The 22,579-nt window shown below is 72.0% G+C and carries 17 protein-coding genes and 1 pseudogene; 6 read left to right on the top strand and 12 right to left on the bottom strand.

Annotated features, from left to right (window positions below):
- Positions 1 to 43: 43 nt before the first annotated feature.
- Entirely contained in the window at positions 44 to 550 is a 507-nt protein-coding gene (locus CLT74_RS24515; RefSeq protein ID WP_099849253.1) for a ribonuclease FAU-1 family protein, read from the bottom strand.
- A 139-nt stretch (positions 551 to 689) separates the two neighbouring features.
- Between CLT74_RS24515 and CLT74_RS24510 the strand changes: the two genes are divergently transcribed.
- Positions 690 to 2,840 (top strand): ATP-dependent DNA helicase, encoded by a 2,151-nt coding sequence (locus tag CLT74_RS24510; protein ID WP_099852813.1) that lies wholly within the window; start codon positions 690 to 692, stop codon positions 2,838 to 2,840.
- A gap of 66 nt (positions 2,841 to 2,906) precedes the next feature.
- On the opposite strand, the gene CLT74_RS24505 is transcribed toward CLT74_RS24510, so the two are convergent.
- Positions 2,907 to 4,205 carry an AI-2E family transporter gene (locus CLT74_RS24505; protein ID WP_486582560.1) on the bottom strand — a complete coding sequence of 433 codons (1,299 nt, stop codon included), beginning with the start codon at positions 4,203 to 4,205 and terminating at the stop codon, positions 2,907 to 2,909.
- Positions 4,206 to 4,372: 167 nt separating this feature from the next.
- On the opposite strand from CLT74_RS24505, the gene CLT74_RS24500 reads away from it, so the two are divergent.
- Both CLT74_RS24500 and CLT74_RS30910 read left to right on the top strand, forming a co-directional pair.
- Positions 4,373 to 4,711: a GroES family chaperonin gene (locus tag CLT74_RS24500; RefSeq protein ID WP_099849248.1), complete on the top strand. Its 339-nt coding sequence runs from the start codon at positions 4,373 to 4,375 to the stop codon at positions 4,709 to 4,711.
- An 87-nt stretch (positions 4,712 to 4,798) separates the two neighbouring features.
- Positions 4,799 to 4,966, top strand: a complete 168-nt coding sequence (locus CLT74_RS30910; protein ID WP_166458800.1) for a hypothetical protein — start codon at positions 4,799 to 4,801, stop codon at positions 4,964 to 4,966.
- 40 nt (positions 4,967 to 5,006) lie between these two features.
- Here CLT74_RS30910 and CLT74_RS24495 read toward each other — a convergent pair whose 3' ends face one another.
- From CLT74_RS24495 to CLT74_RS24480, 3 genes are all read right to left on the bottom strand, one after another.
- Positions 5,007 to 6,500: a PrsW family intramembrane metalloprotease gene (locus tag CLT74_RS24495; protein WP_099852810.1), complete on the bottom strand. Its 1,494-nt coding sequence runs from the start codon at positions 6,498 to 6,500 to the stop codon at positions 5,007 to 5,009.
- A 16-nt stretch (positions 6,501 to 6,516) separates the two neighbouring features.
- Positions 6,517 to 7,773 (bottom strand): FUSC family protein, encoded by a 1,257-nt coding sequence (locus tag CLT74_RS24490; RefSeq protein ID WP_486582760.1) that lies wholly within the window; start codon positions 7,771 to 7,773, stop codon positions 6,517 to 6,519.
- A 776-nt stretch (positions 7,774 to 8,549) separates the two neighbouring features.
- Positions 8,550 to 8,963, bottom strand: a complete 414-nt coding sequence (locus CLT74_RS24480) for a DUF4031 domain-containing protein (protein ID WP_486582759.1) — start codon at positions 8,961 to 8,963, stop codon at positions 8,550 to 8,552.
- Here CLT74_RS24480 and CLT74_RS24475 point away from each other — a divergent pair.
- On the top strand, positions 8,962 to 10,362 hold the full coding sequence (locus CLT74_RS24475; RefSeq protein ID WP_099852801.1) for an FAD-linked oxidase C-terminal domain-containing protein: 1,401 nt from the start codon (positions 8,962 to 8,964) through the stop codon (positions 10,360 to 10,362). The genes CLT74_RS24480 and CLT74_RS24475 overlap by 2 nt on opposite strands.
- A gap of 6 nt (positions 10,363 to 10,368) precedes the next feature.
- On the opposite strand, the gene CLT74_RS24470 is transcribed toward CLT74_RS24475, so the two are convergent.
- Positions 10,369 to 10,893, bottom strand: coding sequence for a hypothetical protein (locus CLT74_RS24470; protein ID WP_199172255.1), 525 nt, complete (start codon positions 10,891 to 10,893; stop codon positions 10,369 to 10,371).
- 85 nt (positions 10,894 to 10,978) lie between these two features.
- Positions 10,979 to 12,802 carry a glycerol-3-phosphate dehydrogenase/oxidase gene (locus CLT74_RS24465; RefSeq protein ID WP_099849241.1) on the bottom strand — a complete coding sequence of 608 codons (1,824 nt, stop codon included), beginning with the start codon at positions 12,800 to 12,802 and terminating at the stop codon, positions 10,979 to 10,981.
- 112 nt (positions 12,803 to 12,914) lie between these two features.
- Here CLT74_RS24465 and CLT74_RS24460 point away from each other — a divergent pair.
- Positions 12,915 to 15,544, top strand: a pseudogene (locus CLT74_RS24460) (S8 family serine peptidase).
- Between the two features lie 89 nt (positions 15,545 to 15,633).
- On the opposite strand, the gene groL reads toward CLT74_RS24460, so the two are convergent.
- From groL to CLT74_RS24445, 3 genes are all read right to left on the bottom strand, one after another.
- Positions 15,634 to 17,256 (bottom strand): chaperonin GroEL, encoded by a 1,623-nt coding sequence (gene groL, locus CLT74_RS24455; protein WP_099849239.1) that lies wholly within the window; start codon positions 17,254 to 17,256, stop codon positions 15,634 to 15,636.
- 275 nt (positions 17,257 to 17,531) lie between these two features.
- Positions 17,532 to 18,629 carry a hypothetical protein gene (locus CLT74_RS24450; RefSeq protein WP_099849236.1) on the bottom strand — a complete coding sequence of 366 codons (1,098 nt, stop codon included), beginning with the start codon at positions 18,627 to 18,629 and terminating at the stop codon, positions 17,532 to 17,534.
- A 127-nt stretch (positions 18,630 to 18,756) separates the two neighbouring features.
- A complete protein-coding gene (locus CLT74_RS24445) occupies positions 18,757 to 18,957 on the bottom strand; it encodes a cold-shock protein (RefSeq protein ID WP_099852798.1) in 201 nt (66 codons plus the stop codon).
- 211 nt (positions 18,958 to 19,168) lie between these two features.
- On the opposite strand from CLT74_RS24445, the gene CLT74_RS24440 reads away from it, so the two are divergent.
- Positions 19,169 to 19,699: a GNAT family N-acetyltransferase gene (locus CLT74_RS24440; RefSeq protein ID WP_099849234.1), complete on the top strand. Its 531-nt coding sequence runs from the start codon at positions 19,169 to 19,171 to the stop codon at positions 19,697 to 19,699.
- A gap of 10 nt (positions 19,700 to 19,709) precedes the next feature.
- Here CLT74_RS24440 and paaN read toward each other — a convergent pair whose 3' ends face one another.
- Both paaN and CLT74_RS24430 read right to left on the bottom strand, forming a co-directional pair.
- Positions 19,710 to 21,383, bottom strand: a complete 1,674-nt coding sequence (gene paaN, locus CLT74_RS24435; RefSeq protein WP_199172254.1) for a phenylacetic acid degradation protein PaaN — start codon at positions 21,381 to 21,383, stop codon at positions 19,710 to 19,712.
- Between the two features lie 53 nt (positions 21,384 to 21,436).
- On the bottom strand, positions 21,437 to 22,456 hold the full coding sequence (locus CLT74_RS24430) for a GNAT family N-acetyltransferase (protein WP_099849229.1): 1,020 nt from the start codon (positions 22,454 to 22,456) through the stop codon (positions 21,437 to 21,439).
- Positions 22,457 to 22,579 lie beyond the last annotated feature (123 nt).

Raw genomic sequence — 22,579 nt, 5'->3', positions numbered from 1 at the left:
CCGCGTCGTGCCCGGCTGGGTTCGACGCTGCCGGGGGAGGCGGTCAGACCACCAGGGCCAACCACTTGCGGTACGAGGTGGCGAACGGCTCCGTGCCGTCACCGAGCGCGCCGAGCAGCCAGCGGGCCGCCGCCTCGGCCTCCGCCACCAGGTCGTCCGGGTACCCGAACCGGGCCCGGTGCTCGGCGAACTCGTCCTCGTCGCGCAGCTCGACCAGGCCGGTCTCGCGACGCCTGACCACGTCCAGGTCGAGGTCGATCAGGTGGACGGTGTCCTCGCCCTCCCAGCGGGCCGGGCTGGCGATGTCGCAGTAGACCTCGCTGGTGCGCGGCGGCGGGTTGAACATGCCCGTCCACCAGGCGTGGTGCGGCACCAGCAGCACGAAGGGAATCTGCTCGACCGACGGCCGGCCGTGGTAGACCGAGCTGGTGCCGGCCGACACGCCGAGCCAGATGCCGAGGTCGTCCTCGGCCAGCCGGCGGGCCGGGTAGTCGCGGTGGGCGCTGCCGTCGAACTTGCGGTAGATCACACGGATCACGTCGCTCGGCATGAGTCGCACCCTAGCCGATTCCGCCCACGCGTCGCCGTCGGGAAGTTACCGGACGACGTGGCCGTGTTTTCCGTTCGGTGCCACCACGACACGGCTGTTCGGTACCGACCACGTCCGCCCCGGCGGGTACCGTGCCACGGTGACTCCGCCCCGCACCGCAACCGGCACCGGCACCACCCGCGGCAAGGCACGCCGGCGAGGCGACCGGCCCGGCGGAGCCGAGCTGTTGTCAGCCGCGGTCGGAGCGGTGCCGGGCGGTACGGCCCGGCCGGGCCAGCAGCGGATGACCACCGCGATCGAGGAGTGCGTCCGCACCGGCGACCACCTTCTGGTGCAGGCCGGCACGGGTACCGGCAAATCGCTGGCGTACCTCGCCCCGGCGTTGACCGTGGACGGTCCGGTGGTGGTCTCCACCGCCACCCTGGCGTTGCAGTCCCAACTGGTGGAGCACGACCTGCCCCGGCTGGCCGACGCCGTCGAACCGTTGCTCGGACGACGCCCCACGTTCGCCGTCCTCAAGGGCCGGCACCACTACCTCTGCCTGGCCCGGCTGGAGAACTCCACGGCGGACGAACCCGAGGACACGCTCTTCGACAGCCCGGCCGAGAGTCCCGGTGGCACGCGCTGGCTCGGTGCGGCCGGCCGGTTGGGCAAGCAGGTCCAGCGCCTGCGGGACTGGGCCCTGGAGACCGACACCGGTGACCGCGACGAGTTGGACCCGGGTGTCGATGACCAGACGTGGCGGCTGGTCTCCATGCCGGCCCGCGAGTGCGTCGGCGCCTCCCGCTGCCCGTACGGGGCGGAGTGCTTCGCCGAGGCGTCCCGGGCGCGGGCCCGGGAGGCGGACATCGTGGTGACGAACCACAGCCTGCTCGCGGTCGACATGCTCGCCGGACGCCACATCGTTCCGCCCCACCGGCTCCTCGTCGTCGACGAGGCCCACGAGCTGGCTGACCGGGTCTCCTCGGCGGCCCAGGCGGAGCTGACCCCGGAGCTGATCGACAGGTCCGCCCGGCGGGCCCGTCCACTGCTGCGGCCCGAGACAGCCGAGGCGTTGACCGCGTCCGGTGACGCCCTGGCGGTCGGCCTGGCCGAGGCACCGGTCGGGCGGATCACCAGCGGGCTGCCCGGCCCGCTGCGGGAAGCGTGCACCCTGCTGGACGCCGCCACCCGTACCGCCCTGGACAGCATCGGCGACGTCAAGGCCGACGACCCCGACCCGGTACGCAAGCAGCAGGCCAAGGCCGTTCTCGACGAGTTGTCCACCACCGCCCAGCGACTGCTGGAGGAAGCCGAGCACGACGTCGCCTGGGTGGAGCGCAACGACGTCACCGGGCGGCGGGCGCTCGTGGTCGCGCCACTGTCGGTCGCCGGCACCCTGGCCACCCACCTCTACGACGAGCGGACCGTGGTGGCCACCTCGGCCACCCTCGCGCTGGGCGGGCGGTTCGACACGGTGGCCCGGGCCCTGGGCCTCGACTCACCGCCACCCAGCCCACCGTCGCCGGCCGCCACCGCCCTGGCCGCGGCCACCCGGCGACCGTCCACGCCGGAGGATACGGCGGGTGCTACGGCACCGGCCCCGCCGGACCCCGCCGACGGGTTGACCGACTCCGGGCTCGGCTGGCGTTCGCTGGACGTTGGCTCGCCGTTCGACTACCCCCGGCAGGGCATCCTCTACGTGGCCGCCCACCTCCCCCGTCCGGCGGCCTCCGGGCTGCCCGAGGCCGCCGGAGAGGAACTGCTCGCGCTGGTCACCGCGCTCGGCGGTCGTACGCTCGGGCTCTTCTCCTCTCGACGGGCCGCGCAGCAGGCGGCGGAGCTGCTGCGCGCCCGGACCGACCTGCCGGTGCTGCTCCAGGGTGAGGAGGCGCTGCCGCTGCTGGTCCGGCGCTTCCGGGAGGAACGATCGAGCTGTCTGTTCGGGGTGATGTCGCTGTGGCAGGGCGTCGACGTTCCTGGTGATTCGTGCCAGCTGGTGGTGATCGACAGGCTGCCCTTCCCGCGCCCCGACGAACCGCTCGCGGCGGCCCGGGCGGCGGCTGTCGACGCGCAGGGCGGCTCCGGCTTCGCGGCGGTGAGCGTCCCGATCGCTGCGGTGCGGCTGGCCCAGGGCGTGGGCCGGTTGATCCGGGCAAACGGTGACCGGGGCGTGGTGGCGGTGCTCGACTCCCGGCTGGAGACGGCCCGCAGCTACGGCTCGTTCCTGCGCCGCTCGCTGCCGCCGTTCTGGTACACGACCCGCCCGGAGGTGGCCCGGGGCGCGCTGACCCGCCTGGCGGCGAGCTGAGCCGTCCCCGTGCCGCAGCCGGCCACCGACGCCGGCCGCCCGTCGCGGCGTGGCCGCGCAGCGGGGTCAGGGTGCCCGGGAGGCGACGACGACGGCGTCGGGCGGGGTGTCCGGGACGCGCCGGGCGGCGAGGCGACGGACCGCGGTGTTGAGCACCGCGATGATGGGCACGGCGACCAACGCGCCGGTGATCCCGGCGAGCACCACGCCGGCCGCCAGACCGATGATCACTGCGAGCGGATGGATGGCGACCGCCCTGCCCATGATCAACGGCTGGAGGATGTGCCCCTCCACCTGCTGCACGCCGATCACCACGCCAAGGATGATCAACGCGGTCACTGGGCCGCTGTCGACGAGCGCCACGAGCACCGCCACGCCTCCGGAGAGGGTCGCGCCGACGATCGGGATGAACGCGCCGAGGAAGACCAGGGCGGCCAGTGGGAAGGCGAACGGGATGTCGAAGATCACCAGGAAGATGCCGATGCCGACGGCGTCGATGAAGGCGACGAGCACCGTCGCCCGGACGTAGGCGACGAGCGTCGCCCAGGCGGCCCGGCCGGCGTCGTCGACCTTCCAGCGCGCGGCGACCGGCAGCAACCGGACCAGGAAACGCCAGATCATGTTGCCGTCGCGCAGGAAGAAGAAGGTGGCGAAGAGGACCAGCACCGTGCCGGTCAGCACCTCGGCCAGGGTGGCTGCGGTGGAGAGGGCGCCGCTGGTGAACCGCTCGGTGTTGTTGTTGACCCACTGCTGGGTCTCCTCGATGTACCTGTCGAGGTCGTTGTCCGACAGGTGCAGCGGCCCGGTCTTGAGCCAGTCCTGGATCTGTTGCAGACCCTGGGTCGACTTCGCGGTCAGTTCCGGAACACCCTTGATGAACTCGTTGACGACCAGGGTGAGCGTGCCGATCACCGCGGCCAGCCCGGCGACCAGCACCACCGCGGTTGCCAGTGACCTCGGCAGCCGGCCCCGGAGCAGCCAGCCGACAGCGGGTGCCAGCAGCGCCGACAGCAGCAGCGCCACGGCCAACGGAATGATCACGATGCTGATCGTGCCGACGAACTTCAGCAGGGCCCAGAAGACGATGCCGATGACGATCAGTCGCCAGCACCAGGCGGCGGCGATCCGCAGCGCGTGTGGCACGTCGGCGTCGTCGCGACTGGAGGTGGAGTTGTGCGTCGGGGTGGGCGTTTCGGCACCGACCACGGTTGCCACCGGTGGTGCCGCCGGCCCGGGGCTCGACGGCGAGGCCACGCTGGCCGGCTCCGGGACGTCGGGCGGCGTCTCGCGACCCGCTCGGACCGATTCCCGGCCCGACTCGTACGCGCGACGCAGCCGTCCGCGTATCCGCTCGAAGCGGCTCAAGCGCACCTCCCGGCAGATCTTGGCCTGCGCACTGCGTCAGGTCGGACAGGATACGCCCGACCAGGCAACGGTAGGACGAATTCGCCACCCACAGTGCCCCACCGTCCGGTGCGCTAACCCGATGACCACCGACGGCCGGCGGGGACCGACACGGTAGCGTCTGCGGCGTGACCGCCGACCCGAACCTCGACACCGGCCTGCCCATCCGGTTGCTGCACGACCGCGTGCTGGTGCGGATGGAGGGCAGCGAGGGCGAGCGGCGTTCCAGCGCCGGCATCGTGATTCCCGCTACCGCGGCCGTGGGCAAACGCCTGGCGTGGGCCACGGCCGTCGGCGTCGGCCCCAACGTACGATCCATCGTCTCCGGCGACCGGGTGCTCTTCGACCCCGACGACCGCTCCGAGGTCGAGTTGCACGGCCGCGGCTACGTGCTGCTGCGGGAACGCGACGTACACGCGGTGGCCGCCGAGCGGATCGAGGAGAACGCGACAGGTCTCTACCTCTGACGGTTCCGCGACCCTCCACCGGCCCACGCGTCGTTTGCCGCGCTCCCCGACGGGAAGCCAGCCGCACCACCGGCCTGGGGAGGGACGATGCCGGTATTCGTGAAGAAGGTGCTGGCCTGGGGCAGCCTCGCGTTCCTGATCTACTTCATGGCGTTCCGGCCGGAGGGCGCGGCGCAGATGTTCAAGGCCATCGGTGCGGCCCTGATGATGATGGCCCAGGGGCTCGGAGACTTCCTCACCAGCCTGATGACCTGAGCGCCCGCCCGCCCGGTCGACGGGCGGGCGGACCGGGTGGTCAGCGGTGACCGGGCGGCCAGGGGGCGGGCCGTGGCTCGTACCAGCCCGGTTGGCCGTAGCCAGCGGGAAAGGCGGGCGGCGGAGGCGGCGGAGTGAGCACCACCGGGATCGGGACCACCGGCTCATCGGGTGCCTCCACCGCCCGCTGTGAACCGTCGGGAAAACGCAGGTGGTAACGGTGCCCGTCCCAGACGCCGACAGGTGACTGCGGGTCCCGACCGACGAAGTACGACCGGTATGCGGCGATGGAGTGCAACAGTTCCTGTTCCTCCCGGGCCGTCCGCTCCCGGTCGACCGGGCGGCGGTCCAGACCCCGGGTGGCACCATCGCGAAGCAGCGCCAACCGGGTGGCCGCGAACTGGTAGCCGCGCATCGCCCGTAGACCGGCGTCGCCGGCCACCCGCCGGGCCCACACCCGAGCCGCGTGCCGTCGGCCGAGGCTGCTCAGCGCGGCCACCTCCGGTGGCGTGAGCCAGCCGGCCCGGACGTAGTCCGGCAGCACCCGTTCGGTGAGCCGCCCCTCCCAGGCCCGCAGCCAGACGGCCAGGCCGACCATGCCGAAGAAGATCGGCACCATCACGCCAACGAAGCCGAAGAGGGAGATCAGCACCTCGCCGGTGGCCTGGGTCAGCGTCGGCAGCAGGTTCCACGCCCCGTGCAGCATCATCGCCAGCAACAGTCCGGCGACCGGGGCGAAGAACCGCACCCGGCGGTCCGCCGACCGGGCGGCGATACCGAGACCGATACCGGCCATCGAGGTGAACAACGGGTGGGCGAACCCGAAGAGCAGGATCCGGACGATGAAGATGGCGATCACCTGTTGCGCCCCGGTCGCCGGCCCGTACTGCTCGACTCCCGTGGCGTATCCGTACCCACCCAGGTAGAGGATGTTCTCCACCATCGCGAAGCCGATCGCGGAGAGCCCGCAGTAGACGAGGCCGTCGGTGATGCCCGACCATTCCCGCCGCCGGAAGACCAGCAGCAGGATCGGGCCGAGTGTCTTTGTCAGTTCCTCGATGAAGGGCGCGACCAGCACGGCGGTGAGCGCGACGGGCAGGCCCTGGTCCTCGAACCAGCCGGCCGCCGTCTCGTTGACCGTCAGCGACGCCGCCGTGGAGACGAAGGCGCCCCAGGCGAAGCAGAAGACCAGGTACTTCAGCGGCTCGGGCTCGTAGCGGTCGAGCCAGAGGAAACAGGCCACCAGCACCGGGACCGGCAGGACCGCGGCGGCGGTACCGACAAGCAGGGCCTCCGGGCCGAGGCTGGTACCGAGGGTGAAGAGCATGAAGATCGCGCAGGCCGCGATCAGGATGATCACCCCGATCAGCACCAGCGCCCGTCGCCAGCTGAGCCGGCGTCGTGGCATTCCGGGTACGCCACCACCCGCGCCGGGAGCGGCGGGCACGGACGGCGACGGCGGCAGAGATCCGCCGGACGGGGTGACGGCCATGCGGTCAGCGTAGTCATGCCCGGCCCGTCGGGCCGGGCGCATGGCCGCCCCGGCGGACTCAGCCGACCGGGGGCGCTGCGGGCCGCTGCACGGCCGGCTCCGGACCGGCCGGTGCCCCCGGTCGGTCCAGTTCACCGAAGGAGCTTCGGACCAGCCGGTTGGCCTCCTCCTGGCTGATGCCGGAGGCCACCAGCAGGTCACTGGCGGTGGTACGCACCTGGGCCACCACTACGCTGCCGGAGAAGCCGACCCCGTCCCCGTACGCCCGGCCGGCCTCGCTGACGGCGCGCAGCGACCGCTCCCGGGCCTGCTCGGGCTCCTCGCCGTGAGCGAACTCCTTCTGTAGCTGGCGTACCGACTCGGCCAGGTGAGCGACCGCGTCCGGCATCGGCTCCGGGACCGGCTCGTCGTCCTCCACCAGGGTCACCGCGCGACGGATCAGGGTGCCGCTGTTCCGCATCGCCCGGTCGATCGGGTCGGCCGCCTCCGCGTAGTGGGTGAGTTCGCTGCGCCGGTGCCACCGGGCCGGGGAGAGCAGCGCGGTCTCCTTGGCACCCTCGATCGCCTCGGCGAAGGTGGACAGCTCATCCTTGTTGTCGCGTAACCGGTCCAGCGCACCCTGGATCTTGTCCCGATCACGTTCCCGCAGCCCCTCAGCGGCGCGTTCGAGCTGCTCGGCGAGCAGGTCCAGCGCAGGCCGGGCCGCCCGGTTGAGCACCCGCAGCGGGTTGAGCGGCAGCAGGATCGCGGTGACCAGCAACGCGATGCTGCCGCCGACGATCGCGTCGATGAACCGGGGTATCTCCAGATCCTCGACCGACGGGCTGAGCGTGACGATCAGCACCGCGGTCGCCGCGGCCTGGATGACGATGGCGACGCTGCCGCCGGCGAAGACGGTGAGCACGATGGCGGAGGTGACCACCAGTCCGAGCTGCCACGGCCCGGTGCCGAGGAAGTAGATCAGCAGGTCGCCGACGAAGACCCCGACACCCACCCCGAGGATCAGCTCGATGGTCCGGCGGAACCGCTGCCCCACCGAGACGGCCAGCGTGCCGACGGCGGAGATCGGGGCGAAGACCGGCTGCGGATTGCCGAGCAGCTCGTGCGCGGCCACCCAGGACAGCCCGGCCGCCAGACCCGCCTGGGCGGCGAGGCCCAGCGACAGGCGCACCCGGTGCAGGCGGTCGCGCAGGGTGGCCTTTCCACGGTGGTGGAGCTGCGCCATCGTGCCGGCGATCCGGGCCGAGTCCACGTCGGACCGGCCGTCACGCGTACCGTCACGGCGCAGCAGCCGAGACAGTCCGTTCCGGGCCACCGCCATGGCCGGGACTACCCGCCTGGCGCGCGGACATTCCCGCCGAAGCGGTACATCTCTCCGGTCCGACGGCAGCGCGTCCCGGGCCCGTCACCCGATGGGGCAGACTCGGCCCGGTGACAGGGTTGATCGCGCGATGGCGTGCCGCCGCCCGGGCAGCCGGGGCTGTCGACCCGGCGTCGGTCGAGGCCGCCGGGGCCGAGCTGCTCGCCCGATGGCGGGAGCCGCACCGGCACTACCACACGGTCGCGCACCTGGTCGCCGTGCTCGACGTGATCGACAGGTACGCCTCGACCGCGCGCCGACCCGATCTGGTCCGACTCGCCGCCTGGTGCCACGACGCGGTGTACGACCCTCGCGCGTCCGGCGACCGCAACGAGCGCGACAGTGCGGAGCTGGCCGACACCCTGCTCATCGGGTTGGGGCTGCCCGCTGCCGCGGTGGCCGAGGTGAATCGACTGGTCCTGCTCACCGCCGGTCATGTGGTGGATCCGGCGGACACCGAGGGCGCGCTGCTCTGCGACGCCGACCTGGCCGTACTGGCCGCACCACCACCGGAGTACGACAGGTATGCCGCCGCGATCCGCCAGGAGTACGCCCACGTCCCCGAGCCGCACTACCGCACCGCCCGCGCCCAGGTACTCACCGCCCTGCTAGCCCTACCCACCCTCTACCGCATCCCCACACTGGCCGCCCACTGGACCCACCCCGCCCACACAAACCTCACCCGCGAACTAACCAGCCTCTCCCCTGACCCCACCCCACCCCCGCCGCGATCATGCAGTTGTGGCAGGTGTTACGGGCGATATACCCGCTTTGTCACGTGCCACAACTGCATGATCGGCGCGGCGTCGGGTGGGGCGGGAGAGGTGTTTGGGGCGGCGGAGGTTGGCGGCGCGGAGCAGGCGGACGATGTCGCGGCTGGGTACGACCTGCGCGCCAAGCCAGACGGCCATCGCGAAGCGGTCCGCAGGGATGTCGTAGTGGTCCCGGTCGAAGCCACGCCGGGGGGCACCCAGCATCTCGGCGAAGGCGTGCAGTTCGGCGAGGGAGACGTCACTGATCAGGTGCGACCAGAGGCGGCCGCGCCCCGGCCAGGACGGCCGGTCCACGTAGATCACGGTAGCCACCGTACCGGGCACCGACTCAGGTTGATGATCACCAGTGACCGGTCGTAGCCTCGGCCACATGGCCACCTCCCCGCTCCTCGACGACCTGCGTGCCGCGCTCGGGCCGGAGGCGGTACTCACCGATCCGGACCTGCTGCGCGGGCACGAGCGGGACGAGGCCGACCTGTGTGCCTCGGCGACCCCGCTCGTGGTGACCCGGCCGCGCAGCACCGAGGAGGTCGTCGAGGTGGTCCGGGCAGCCGGACGGTACGGCGTACCTGTGGTGCCGCAGGGTGCGCGTACCGGGCTGGCGGGCGCGGCGAACGCGGTCGACGGCGCTGTGGTGATCAGCACCACCGCGATGGACGCGATCCTGGAGATCGACCCGGTGAGTCGGATCGCTGTCGTCCAGCCGGGAGTGGTCAACGCCGCGCTCAGCGCAGCGGTCGGTGCGCAGGGGCTGTGGTACCCGCCGGACCCGGGTTCCTGGGAGTCGTCCACCATCGGCGGCAACGTCGCCACCAACGCGGGTGGGATGTGCTGCGTCAAGTACGGCGTGACCACCGAGTACGTGCTCGGCCTGGAGGTGGTGCTCGCCTCCGGCGAGGTGCTGCGTACCGGGCGGCGTACCGCCAAGGGCGTGGCCGGTTACGACCTGACCCGGCTCTTCGTCGGCTCGGAGGGCACCCTCGGAGTGATCACCGAGGTGACCGTGGCGTTGCGGCCGGCACCCGCGGAGTCGCTGACCCTGGTGGCCGTCTTCGGCTCGACCACGGAGGCCGGTGAGGCGGTGGCCCGGATCGCCGCCCAGGGGCTCTCCCCCAGCCTGCTGGAACTGCTCGACCGCACCCACCTGGCGGCGATCGAAGCGTACCGTCCGATGGGGTTGCGCACCGACGCCGAGGCGCTGCTGCTGGCCGCCGCCGACACCGGCCCCCGGGCGGCGGCGGACCTGGCCGAGTTGGCTGCGGCCTGCGAGGCGGCCGGCGCCGAGGAGGTGTACGCGGCCACCGACGCCGTGGAGGCCGCCGCGTTGTTGCAGGCCCGCCGGTTGGCCCACCCGGCCATGGAGAAGTACGCCGCGGACACGTACCCGGGCGGCAATGGCGGACTGATCATCGACGACCTGGCGGTACCCCGGGGAACTCTGGCCGCGCTGCTCGACGGGGTGGCCCGGATCGCGGCCGAGTGCCAGGTGCCGATCGGTGTGGTCGGTCATGCCGGTGACGGCAACATGCACCCCAACATCGTGGTCGACAGAGCCGATCCGGCGAGCCTGGAGCGCGGCCGTCGGGCCTTCGACGAGATCATGCGGTTGGGGCTGGACCTCGGCGGCACCTGCACCGGTGAGCACGGCGTCGGCCTGCTCAAGCGGGACTGGCTGGCCCGGGAGATCGGTCCGGTGGGGGTCCGGGTACACCACGCGATCAAGGCGGCGCTCGACCCAACCGGCCTGCTCAACCCCGGAAAGGTGCTCTGACCCGCGTCAGCCGACCATCTCGGCGGGCGTGTTCTGGGTGAGCAGCAGCAGGATCTCCTCGGCCACCGGCGGCCGTTCCTCCCCCGGGCAGTCCTGGGAGGTGATCAGGCCCGCTGCGGTCAACAGGCTTGAGGTGAGAGCGCCGACGCAACTGACCCGGTAACCGCGCGCCTCGTCGGTCTCCCGAGCCAGGTCCGGCTCGGCCAGGAGCTGCTGTAGGCGCTCCCGCTGCTCCTCGCTCAACGCGCCGGTCGAGGTGACCCCGTCGCCGGCGCAGTCGATGCACTCCCAGCGCCCGTCCGGCTCCACGTTCAGGGTGCGTAGCGGCCCGTCAGGACCGTGATTCTGCAGCAGGCTGACCCGGCCCTTTCCGGTGGTGGTGGCCCCCGCACCGCCGGGTTGCCCGGCAGCCGGCGCGCTCGCCTCCACGGACGGGTCGGAGCGATCACCGAAGGGGGCACAGCCGCTGAGGACGATCGCCAGCAGGGCGATGCCGGGCAGGAAGGCCAGTCGTGATCGGGAAAGCGCCATCACTCGCGGAACTTACCCCACCGTAGGTAGCGAGCGTAACCCGCCGGATGGATATCCATGCTCAACGATCTCCAGAGTGGATCGGTCAGCGGGCCAGGCCCGCCGCGCCGTCGTCGGCACCCCGATCCGCCGGGTATCCCCGCACGTCCGGGGCACCGAGTCGCGCGGCGTCGGCTGTCGCGTCGTCCGGCATCAGCTGGGACTGCCGCTCGGCCTCAACCCGGGCCCGGTAATGGATCACCTCCCGGGTCCGTCGGGCCGCGTCCCAGCCCAGCACCGCACCCATCAGCTCCGCTGTGTGCTCCGCCGACTCCAGGCCCCGGTGCGCAGTCTCGAAGGAGATGCGGGTACGCCGGGTGAGCACGTCCTCCAGGTGCAACGCCCCTTCGGCGCGGGCCGCGTACGTCACCTCGGCGGCGAGGTACTCCGGCGCACCGGCCAGCGGGGAGGCCAGCAGCGGATCGGCGTCGATCAGGGCGAACAGGTCGAGGGTCAGGCTGCCGTAGCGCTCCAGCAGGTGCTCCACCACACCCACCGGCAACCCGTGGCGGCGGGCCAGATCCGCCCGGTCCCGCCACATCGCCGTGTACCCGTCCGCGCCGAGCAGCGGCAGGTCCGCGGTACGCGACACACGCTGGCCGCCGAGCCGCCGCACCGCCCGGTCCACCACGTCGGCGGCCATAACCCGGTACGTCGTGTACTTGCCACCGGCCACCAGCAGGAGCCCGAGCATCGGCTCCATGACGGCGTGCTCCCGGGAGAGCTTCGAGGTGGAGTCCGCCTCGCCGGCCAGCAACGGACGCAGTCCGGCGTAGACACCCTCGATGTCGGCGGTGGTCAGCGGGCGGTCCAGCACCGTGTTGACCTGCCGGAGCAGGTACTCGATGTCGCTGGCGGAGGCGGCCGGATGCGAACGGTCCAACCGCCAGTCGGTGTCCGTGGTACCGATGATCCAGTGCCCACCCCACGGAATGACGAACAGGACACTTGTGGCCGTACGCAGGATCAGTCCGGTCTCACCGGTGATCGCCGAGCGGGGCACCACCAGGTGCACGCCCTTGGACGCCCGGACCCGGATACCGGGCCGTAGCCCGACGTCGTTGAGCATCCGCGACATGTCGTCGGTCCAGACACCCGTGGCGGCGATGACCGTGCGGGCGCGTACCTCGAACTCGGCTTCGGGTGAGTCGGCGGGTGCCTCCAGGTCGCGGACCCGCACCCCGATGACCTCCCGCGCCTGTCGGATCAGCCCGACCGCGCGGGCGCTGCTCACCACCGTCGCGCCCAGGCTGGCGGCGGTGCGGGCCAACGTCACCACCAGACGGGCGTCGTCGACCTGCCCGTCGTGGTAGCGGATCGCGCCGGCCAGGCCGTCGGAGCGCAGGCTCGGAAAGACCCGGCGGGCACCCTCCCGACTCAGGTGCCGGTGCAACGGCATCCCCCGGCCGCCGCCGAACAGGCCGGCGAACGCGTCGTACGCGGCCACCCCGGCACCGTAGTAGGCCCGACGCAGCAGCCGGGCGGGCAGGTCACGGACGCCCTGACCGGCGGGGAGCGGCACCAGGAACGGCACGGGCCGCACCAGGTGCGGCGCCAGCCGGGTGGCCAGCAGCCCGCGCTCGGTGAGCGCCTCGTGCACCAGGCCCAACTCCAACTGTTCCAGGTAGCGCAGACCACCGTGGATCAGCTTGCTGGACCGGCTGGAGGTGCCGGCGGCGAAGTCGCGCGCCTCGACCAGGGCCACCTTGAGGCCCCGGGAGGCGGCGTCGACTGCCGCCCCGGCGCCGGTCACCCCGCCCCCGATCACCAGCACGTCGAACCGCTCGGCGCGCAACCGACGCAGGTCGGCGGCGCGGCGGGCGGGCGAGAGCTGCCCGGCAACGGACCGCAGAACGTTCGGATCACGCACCCGTCCACGTTAACCGCCCCGGCGCTCCCCCGACACGTGCCGGCACCGGCACCTCCGTCGGTTCCCCGGCAGCCGTCGGGTTTCGGAAGCGGCCGGGCCGTACTGTGTGCGGATGCGGGCGGAACCCACCACACCCGGCTCGACCGGTAGCCCCTGGGCGATCGTCGCGGCGGTGTTCGCCGGCTGCTGGACGGTCGCGGTAACGGTCCTGGCGCAGACCGGCGGCTGGGCCGTCGACCAGGTGGTGCTGATCGGCGGACTGGACCGGCTGGTGCCGCTCTGGCCGGTGGTCTGCCTGCTCACCGTGCTGCTGATCGCCGCCGCGACGCTGCCGTTGGCCCTGATTCCCCGCTCGGCGGCGGTCCGCGTCACCGGACGACTCTGGTTCGCCGGTGCGCTCGTGCTCGGCGTGCTCGGGCTACTGCGGACGATCCCTCCGGTGCACCACGAGGCGTACCTCGCCGCGTTGGCCCTCGTGGCGATGCTGCTGGCGGTGGTGACGACCCGGCTACCCGCCCACGTCCTCGGCCCCGGCCGACGACCCGAAACCTGGCAGCCCGAGTCCGCCCCCGGGCACCACGAACCCGGCGCGGTCACCGCCAAGCCCGTCGGCGATCCCGGCGCGGTCACCGCCGAGCCCGTCGGCGATCCCGGCGCGGAGGCGGTGGACCCGGCCGGACGGCCGGCGCGACTCAACGCACGTCCGTCGGTGGCGGCCCTGCTCGCCGTGGCGGCCGGGCTCGCCCTGCTGCTGCCCTGGGTCTGGTTGGGCGCGCTCGGCGGGCTGTTGGAGACCATTGTCGCCGGACTGGGCGCGGCAGCCGTCGGCGTGCTGGCCGCGGCGCTGCTCGATGCCCGGTTCTGGGCTCGCTTCGAGGCCGGCGAGCCACCTCGACCGGCCCGCCTGGTGCTGGTGGGCGGTCTCGTCGCCGGGGTGGTGCTGCTGCTGGTGGGTGCCGGCACCGGCCACTCCGGTGCGCAACTACCGCTGCTGGTGACGCTGCCGCCCACCGGTTTCGCGTTGGCCGCGCTGCGGGCGGTGACCCACCGTCCGGCCACTGGACGCGGCGTCGCCCACCCGGAGGCCGGACACGGCCGGCCCGGGCACCCGATCGCCGGGCCCGTGATCGCCCGTCATCCGGCCGGAGCGGACGGCCGGGCACCGACCGCCTGGCTGGTCGGGCTCGGCGTGTTCGGCCCGTTGGCCTTCACCGATCCGGAGGAGGTCAGCCTGCTGCTGGTCGGCACCCGCGACGTGCCGTTCTGGGTGGCGGCCGCGACCGGGGCCGCACTCGCCGTCGGGCTGGTGCTCGCCGTCGGGTACGCCCTGCTGCTGGCCCGCCCCTCGGCCCGCGTGCCCAGCCGGGCGCTGGCCGGCGCGAGCGCCCTGACGCTGCTGGTCACGGTCGGCCTGGTCGGCGGCGCGGCGGGCCAGCCCGGACTACACGGGGAACGGCTCTTCGTGCTGCTGCGGGAACAGGCGGACCTGAGCGGGGTGAGCGGCGGGCCCGGTCGGGCGGGCCGGGACGCCCGGGCCGGAGAGGTCTACCGGCGGCTCGTCGACACCGCCGACCGGACCCAGGCCGACCTGCGGCGGGACCTGCGCCGGGCACGGTTGCCGCACACCCCTTACTACCTGGTCAACGCGATCGAGGTGGATGGTGGTCCGGCGGTGCGGGCCTGGCTGTCCCGCCGCCCCGAGGTGGCCCGGGTACTTGTCAACCAGCGGCTGCGGCCGTTGCCGGCCCCCGCCGACAGCGCCACCGGCAACGCCCCGCCCCCGTCCGGCCCACCGTGGCACATCACCATGATCGGCGCGGATCGGGTCTGGTCCGAGCTGAACGTCACCGGCACCGGGGTGACCGTGGGCAGTTCCGACTCGGGGGTGGACGGGCGTCATCCGACCCTGGCCCAGGGCTTCCGGGGTGGCGACGACTCGTGGTTCGACCCGTGGAACGGCACCGGGGCACCGGCTGACCGCAGCGGGCACGGCACCCACACGATGGGCAGCGCGGTCGGGCGGGACGGCATCGGCGTGGCCCCCGGGGCGCAGTGGGTGGGCTGCGTCAACCTCGACCGCAACCTGGGAAATCCGGCCGCCTACCTCGACTGCCTCCAGTTCATGCTGGCGCCCTTCCCGCCCGGTGGCGATCCGTTCCGGCAGGGCCGGCCCGCCCGGGCACCGGAGATCCTGACCAACTCGTGGGGCTGCCCACCGATCGAGGGCTGCGATCCGCGAGCGCTGCGGCCGGCCACGGCGGCGTTGGAGGTCGCCGGCATCCTCGTCGTCGCGGCGGCCGGCAACACCGGCCCATTCTGCGGTTCCGTGCAGGACCCCCGGCACCGTACGCGGACGTGCTGACCGTCGGCGCGGTGGACGACCGGCGGCGGGTGACCGCCTTCTCCTCCCGTGGCCCGACGATCTCGGGGGCGACGAAACCGGATCTGATGGCACCGGGGGCGAAGGTCGTTTCGGCGATGCCGGGCGGCGGGTACGCCGTGCTCGACGGCACCTCGATGGCCACGCCGCAGGTGGCCGGCGTGGTCGCGCTGATGTGGTCGGCCAACCCTGAACTCATCGGCGATCTGGACCGGACCCGGCGGATTCTGATCGAGACGGCGGACCCGGTCGAGACCAACGACCCGTCCCGGGATCAGACTGACGACTGCGGCGGCCCGCCGAACATCGCCGGTGCCGGCCTGGTCGACGCGTACGAGGCAGTCTCGGCGGCCCGTGGTTGATCGAGGACCAGGGACGACGACACCGCCGAGACACAGCGGAAGGGGCGGACCGCTGACGCGGCCCGCCCCTTCCGGCGTTGGAGCTGGACTCAGAAGTCCATGTCCCCGCCACCCGGACCAGCCGGGGCGGCCGGGGTCTTCTCCGGCTTGTCCGCCACGACGGCCTCGGTGGTGAGGAACAGCGCGGCGATCGACGCGGCGTTCTGCAGCGCCGAGCGAGTCACCTTGGCCGGGTCGATGATGCCCGCGGCCAGCAGGTCGACGTACTCGCCGGACGCGGCGTTCAGACCGTGACCCGAGTCGAGGTTGCGAACGCGCTCGACCACGACGCCGCCCTCAAGGCCGGCGTTGACGGCGATCTGCCGCAGCGGGGCGTCGAGCGCGATCTTGACGATCTGCGCACCGGTCGCCTCGTCACCGGCCAGGTCCAACTTGTCGAAGGCGGTCTTGCCGGCCTGCACCAGCGCGACACCACCACCCGGGACGATGCCCTCCTCGACGGCGGCCTTGGCGTTGCGGACCGCGTCCTCGATGCGGTGCTTGCGCTCCTTGAGCTCGACCTCGGTGGCCGCGCCGACCTTGATCACCGCAACGCCGCCGGCCAGCTTGGCCAGCCGCTCCTGCAGCTTCTCCCGGTCGTAGTCGGAGTCACTCTTGTCGATCTCGGCCCGGATCTGGTTGACCCGGCCCTGGATCTGCTCGGCGTCGCCGGCACCGTCGACGATGGTGGTCTCGTCCTTGGTCACCACGACCTTGCGGGCGCGGCCCAGCATGTCGAGACCGGCGGCGTCCAGCTTGAGGCCGACCTCCTCGCTGATGACCTGGCCACCGGTGAGGATGGCGATGTCGGTCAGCATGGCCTTGCGGCGGTCACCGAAGCCCGGCGCCTTGACGGCGACCGACTTGAAGGTGCCCCGGACCTTGTTGACGACCAGGGTGGCCAGGGCCTCGCCCTCGAGGTCCTCGGCGATGATCAGCAGCGGCTTGCCGCCCTGCATGACCTTCTCCAGGATCGGGAGCAGGTCCTTGACCGACGAGATCTTGCTGTTCGCGATCAGGATGTACGGGTCGTCGAAGACGGCCTCCATACGCTCCGGGTCGGTCATGAAGTAGGCCGAGATGTAGCCCTTGTCGAAGCGCATGCCCTCGGTGAGCTCAAGCTCCAGACCGAAGGTGTTGCTCTCCTCGACGGTGATGACGCCTTCCTTGCCGACCTTGTCCATCGCCTCGGCGATGATCTCGCCGACGGTGTTGTCACCGGCGGAGATGGAGGCGGTGGAGGCGATCTGCTCCTTGGTCTCAACGTCCTTGGCGAGCTTCAGCAGCTCCTCCGAGACGCTGGCCACGGCAGCCTCGATGCCCCGCTTCAGGGCCATCGGGTTGGCACCGGCGGCCACGTTGCGCAGGCCCTCGCGAACGAGAGCCTGAGCCAGGACGGTCGCCGTCGTCGTGCCGTCGCCGGCCACGTCGTCGGTCTTCTTGGCGACCTCCTTGACCAGCTCGGCGCCGATCTTCTCGTACGGGTCCTCGAGCTCGATCTCCTTGGCGATGCTCACACCATCGTTGGTGATGGTGGGGGCACCCCACTTCTTCTCGAGCACGACGTTGCGGCCCTTGGGGCCGAGCGTCACCTTCACGGCGTCGGCGAGCTGGTTCATGCCCCGCTCGAGGCCGCGGCGCGCCTCTTCGTCGAACGCGATCATCTTGGCCATACGGCGTTGTCCTCCTGGACACTCACGGGCCACCCGAGTGTGTGCCCCGGATGGGCCGTCTGGTGTACGCACCTTGGGACGTCGCCACCTGGCGACGGCGACGTCTCCTCGGCCGGGCCGGATAGCCCGCGACGACTGACCGCGTGCCCCACCCGTGGTTATGTCACGAGCGCGACCGCAGCCCCACCGTCCCGACCAACTGGCACTCACGCCATGCGAGTGCCAATGACTTGTTTAGCACTCTCCCCTGCCGAGTGCAAGCACGATCGCCCGGGTCAGCCGAGTTCGGCCGCCAGTTGCGTGCCGTTCACCGGCCCCTCGTGCGCCCGCTGCTCGGCGTAGGTGACAACGAGCCCGACCATCTGCGCGAGGTACGCCGGCAGCGTCAGCACGGTGACCACCGCGATCGTCAGCACCACACCCACAGCCGTACCCGGGGCGTCCAGCGGAGTGGCGCCGAAGGGCAGGATCGCCAGCGACTCGACCAGGCTCGCGACAAGCGAGAGCCCGATCACGGCAGCGCCCACCAGCGCCACCCGACCGAGCAGCAGCCCCAGCCGGTCACGCAGCATCCGGTGCGAGCGGCTCAGCGGGTCGTGCCGTTCGAAGAGGTAGACCGGACCGGCCATGGCCAACGCGAAGGCCGCGTACACGCCGGGCAGGAAGCAGAGGCAGAACCCGAAGGTGACGATCAGGGTGATGAGCAACGTCCAGCCCCAGAGCCCGAGCGCCCGACGCAGCCCGTAGCGCAGGGCGGCACCGAGGTCGACCGGCTGGCCGGCGGCCTGCCGGGCGATCACCCAGGTGCCGGCGGCCCAGCCGACGCACTGCACCAGGCCGAGCAGCAGGCTGCCGGTGACCAGCACGAGCAGGAGCGTCGCGAGATCGGTCCAGAAGTTCGCCGGCAGCGCGGCGGAGTCGCTGGCGAGTTGGGCATCCCAACGGGCCGAGGGGTCCACGGCCAGCACCAGCACCGACAGCACCGCGGCCGGCACCACCTGGGTGAGCATCAGGATCGGTAGCAGCTCCCGCCAGCCCCGACGGGCGGCGCCCAGGCAGCGCGCGAACCAGCCGCCGAGCCCGGCCCCGGGTGGGGTGACCAGGGCGTCGGAGGGGTCGAGCCCGTAGCCGACCGGGTGTGGATACCAACCGTAGGGCTGCTGGCCGGGATAGGCCGGCGGGCCCGGGTAGGGCGTCGTGCCGACGTAGGGCGGCTGGCCGGGCGGCGGACCGTACGGAGGCGGACCGTAGGGAGGAGCATCGGGCGAGGGCGGGCCGGGCGGAGGCGGCTGATCGGCCCAACCGGCGGTGGGCGGTTCCGGCTCGCCCGGCGGCGAGGAGAGCGGACCTGTCGGGGGCGGCTGGTCGGACATGAACCCTCCTCAGCGACGGCTGGATCGGTCCATGATCTTCCCTTGTGGGGCGCCGGCACCGCAGCCCCCTCCGGCCATGGTCACGCCACCCCGACGACGATCGGTCAATGGGGTGGGTGGTCAGCGCTCAGATGACGCGTACCCGCTCGGCCTGCGGGCCCTTCTGACCCTGGGCGATCTCGAACTCCACCCGTTGGCCGTCGTCCAGCGCCTTGTAGCCGTCCATCTCGATCGCGGAGAAGTGGACGAAGACGTCCTGCCCGCCGTCGACGGCGATGAAGCCGTAGCCCTTCTCGGCGTTGAACCACTTCACGGTGCCCTGTGCCACGGTGTTTTCCTCACTCTGCACGGCGTTCCACTACCTCGGGTCGCCGGCGCGCCGGCACCCGGAAACCACCGGTTTCGGGCGATCGCGACGACCGCTGAAACGGGTGACCGAAATCGCACGCTACACGAGGAGTGACGACCGCGCACGACCACAAATCGGGCGTATTACGTTCACCCGCATCGTCGTACGTCATTGTGATAAGCATGCGGGCATGACGAGCGTCACCGGCGGAACACGCGTACGTGGAGCGGTAATCCGCCGGGTCGAGCCAGCCGACGCGGCCCGGATGCGTGCGCTACGCCTGGAGATGCTCGCGGACGCGCCGCTGGCGTTCCTGGAGACGATCGCCGAGGCCGCGGCCCGACCCCACGCCGAATACGCCGCCCGCGTCGCCCAGGTCTCGGCCGGCCCGGACACGGCGCAGTTCGTGGCCGATCCGGGCGGCCGGCTGGTCGGGCACGCCGGCGGGGTCACCCACCCGACCGAGCCGGGCGTGACAGTGATCTACGCCGTCTACATCACGCCGACCTGGCGCGGTACCGGCCTGCTCGCGGATCTGGTCGACGGGGTGGCGGGCTGGTCCCGGGCCTGCGGACGGGAGGAGCTGATGCTTGAGGTGGTGGTCGGCAACGACCGCGCCTACCGGGCCTACCAGCGGCTGGGCTTCGTCGACACCGGGGTCCGCCTGCCGCACCCGAACATCCCCGCCCTGCGCGAACTCCAGATGCGCAGGGCGGTGTAGGCCGCAGCCCCTACGCGTGCCGGCGGCTCTGCACGATGCGGAACCGGTTCGCCACGTACGCCCCGTCGGTCAACGCCGAGTTGGCCGCCGCGTTCGCCCCGCTGCCGTGGAAGTCGGAGAAGGCCGCCGACTGGTTCACGAAGACACCACCCGTGAGGTTCGCCGACAGGTGCACCCCGACCTCGACAGCGGTCGCCTCGGTGGCGTCCAACACCGCGTCGTCGGTGGAGTAGACGGCCGCGGTGAGAGCGCCCTTCTCACCCACTGTCGAGCGCAGGATCTCCAGGCTGTGCGCGGTGGAGTCGGTGGCGATGGCGAAGGAGATCGGCCCGAACCACTCCCGCGAGTAGGTAGCGGTGTCGTCGGCGTCGAGCTTGACGATTGTCGGGGTACGCACGACGGCGTCCGGGAACGACGGGTGCTCGACGGTACGCGACTCCAGCACCGGCGCACCGACCTTGGCGACCTCGTCCAGCCGCTCCAGCACACCGTCGTTGACGATCGCGCCGGTCAGCTCCACTCCCCGGGCCGGATCGCCGGTGAGCTTGCCGACCGCCGCGGCGATGCCGCCGGCCACCTCGTCGAAGCTCTTGTGCCCCTGGTCGGTGTCGACGCCATCCCGGGGGATGAGGATGTTCTGCGAGGTGGTGCACATCTGGCCGCTGTAGAGCGTCAGCGTGAAGCCCAGGTTGCGGCACATTCCGGCGAAGTCGTCGGTGGAGTCGATCACGACCGTGTTGAGCCCGGCCTTCTCGGTGTACACCGCCGCCTGCCGGGCGTTGGCCTCCAGCCAGTCGCCGTACTCGGTGGAGCCGGTGAAGTCGACGATCCGCACCGCCGGGTGCAGGGCCAGCGTCGAGGCAAGCTTCTCGCCGGGGGCCTCCGGGGCCAGCAGCACCAGGTTCGGGTCGAAGCCGGCCTCGGCGAGCACCTCGCGGGCGTACCTGACGGTGACGGCCAGCGGCAGCACGGCGCGCGGGTGCGGCTTGACCACGACGGGGTTGCCGGTGACAAGCGAGGCGAACAGACCCGGGTACGAGTTCCAGGTCGGGAAGGTGTTGCAGCCGATGACCAGGGCCACCCCCCGGGGCACCACGTGGAAGGTCTTGCTCATCCGCAGTGGGTCGCCCTTGCCGGCGGCCTTCTCCCAGGCGGCGGTGCCCGGGTGCCGGGTCATCTCCGCGTACGAGTAGGCAAGCGCCTCAAGCGCGCGGTCCAGCGCGTGCGCCCCGCCGGCCTGGAAAGCCATCACGAACGCCTGACCGCTGGTGAACTGCACCGCGTTGGCCAGCTCGAAGATGTTCTGGTGCAGCCGGTCGAGGATCTCCAGGCAGACGCCCACCCGGGTCTGCGGGCCGGCGTCACGCCAGGCGGGCAGCGCGGCGGACGCGGCGGCGACCAGCTGCTCGGCGTCGGCGTGCGGGTAGCGCACGTTCAGCGCGACGCCGAACGGGCTCTGCTCGGTGGCGACCCGGTCGCCGTCGCCCGGCTGGTCGAGCGGAAAATCTCCGCCCAGGTACGCCTCGAAGGCTGCCTTGCCGTCGGCGGCGGCGGTCTCGCCGTACACCCGTGGGCTGGGGGATTCCGGGTAGGCGGACCAGTATCCCCGCTCCGTGATCGCGGTCAGCGCGCGGTTGAGGGTCTCGGCGTGCCTGTCGTAGCGGGGGTGCGGGGTCTCCGTCATGCCCGCCATCATGCAACACGAAGCCCTCAGATCAGTAGGGGCGTGTCACAACTTCAGATGGTCAGCTGCCAGTTGCTCCAGCGGTCCAGCACCCGGAAACCGAGCTGCTCGTTGATCGCGATCATGTGATCGTTGCTGCCCGCGTTGAAGGTGTCGATCACTCGTACGGCCGGCTCGTGGGCGAGCAGGTGCCGCAAATTTTCGATCTTGGCAAGCAGGCCCAGCCGGTGACCCCGGTGCTCCGGGTCGACGATGGTGATCTGCTGGAACGAGTGCCAGTCCGCTGACGCACCGACGTCCAGCAGCGTCCACGCGACAAGCCGGCCGGTCGCCTGGTGGCGGACACCGACGTGGTAACGCCGCCGGCCACGGGCCTCCAGCGCCAGTTCGGTGCCGCGGAGACGATCGGCGTCGACCTGCTCCGGCTCCCACGCCAGGTCACCCATTGGCGCGTCGGCGAGCAGCCGCCCGTCGAGGTACGCCACGTCGGCGGCCAGGTCGTCGGGAGTACGGCCACGCCAGTGCAGCACCTCGTAGCCGACCGCCCGGGACCGGGCGTCGGCCAGCAGCGCGTCCAGCCGTGCCTGGTCCAGATCGGCGGTGTCCAGCCGCCGTCGCACGTCGGGCAGGGCGTCGACCGCGCCGAAGGCGGTGGCGAAGGCAGCGCCCACCGAGGGACGGTCGGGTGCCCCGGGCGGGTGCGCCAGGCTCATCGCGCTGACCCGTTTGCGCCCGTGCTCGCGCAGCACGGCGAGGCCGTGCTGGACCAGCGCCCGGCCCACCCCCCGACGCCGGTACGCCGGGTGCACGACCAGGTCGGCGGAGGCGTTCTCGGTGTTGTCCAGCTGCGGCAGGTCGAGCACGAGGTGGCCGGCGGGCTCACCGTCGAGGTGGGCCAGCAGGTTGACAGGTGCGTTGCCCGGCATCGGATGACGCACCATCGCCAGGAACCGTTGCCGACAGAAGGGTGGGAAGTCGGGCAGATCGGCGGCGACGTGCGCCGCGCCGATCCGGTACGCCTGCTCGATCGCCTGCTCGTCGGCGGGACCGAAGGGGGTGACGGTGACGGTCATGCCGGCAGCCTGCGCCAGAGACAGGCGAGCGGGCCAGCGAATTTTCGCTGGCCCGCTCGGACGTTGGTCGGGAGGGACGATCGCACAACGCCTCCGGCGCTGGGTCGTAAAGACTGAAAGTCT

It is taken from the genome of Verrucosispora sp. CNZ293, from assembly GCF_002754655.1.
The sequence above is the reverse complement of the archived record's forward strand: the minus strand, read 5'-3'. Positions and strand labels throughout refer to the sequence as shown.

Excerpts from the sequence above, each read along its gene's own strand:
- groL (WP_099849239.1), bottom strand. The coding sequence starts at position 17,256 with ATGGCCAAGATGATCGCGTTCGACGAAGAGGCGCGCCGCGGCCTCGAG.
- CLT74_RS24475 (WP_099852801.1), top strand. The coding sequence starts at position 8,962 with ATGGCCACCTCCCCGCTCCTCGACGACCTGCGTGCCGCGCTCGGGCCG.
- paaN (WP_199172254.1), bottom strand. The coding sequence starts at position 21,383 with ATGACGGAGACCCCGCACCCCCGCTACGACAGGCACGCCGAGACCCTC.
- CLT74_RS24515 (WP_099849253.1), bottom strand. The coding sequence starts at position 550 with ATGCCGAGCGACGTGATCCGTGTGATCTACCGCAAGTTCGACGGCAGC.
- CLT74_RS24470 (WP_199172255.1), bottom strand. The coding sequence starts at position 10,893 with ATGGCGCTTTCCCGATCACGACTGGCCTTCCTGCCCGGCATCGCCCTG.
- CLT74_RS24450 (WP_099849236.1), bottom strand. The coding sequence starts at position 18,629 with ATGTCCGACCAGCCGCCCCCGACAGGTCCGCTCTCCTCGCCGCCGGGC.
- CLT74_RS24495 (WP_099852810.1), bottom strand. The coding sequence starts at position 6,500 with ATGCGCCCGGCCCGACGGGCCGGGCATGACTACGCTGACCGCATGGCC.
- CLT74_RS24430 (WP_099849229.1), bottom strand. The coding sequence starts at position 22,456 with ATGACCGTCACCGTCACCCCCTTCGGTCCCGCCGACGAGCAGGCGATC.
- CLT74_RS24440 (WP_099849234.1), top strand. The coding sequence starts at position 19,169 with ATGACGAGCGTCACCGGCGGAACACGCGTACGTGGAGCGGTAATCCGC.
- CLT74_RS24480 (WP_486582759.1), bottom strand. The coding sequence starts at position 8,963 with ATGTGGCCGAGGCTACGACCGGTCACTGGTGATCATCAACCTGAGTCG.
- CLT74_RS30910 (WP_166458800.1), top strand. The coding sequence starts at position 4,799 with ATGCCGGTATTCGTGAAGAAGGTGCTGGCCTGGGGCAGCCTCGCGTTC.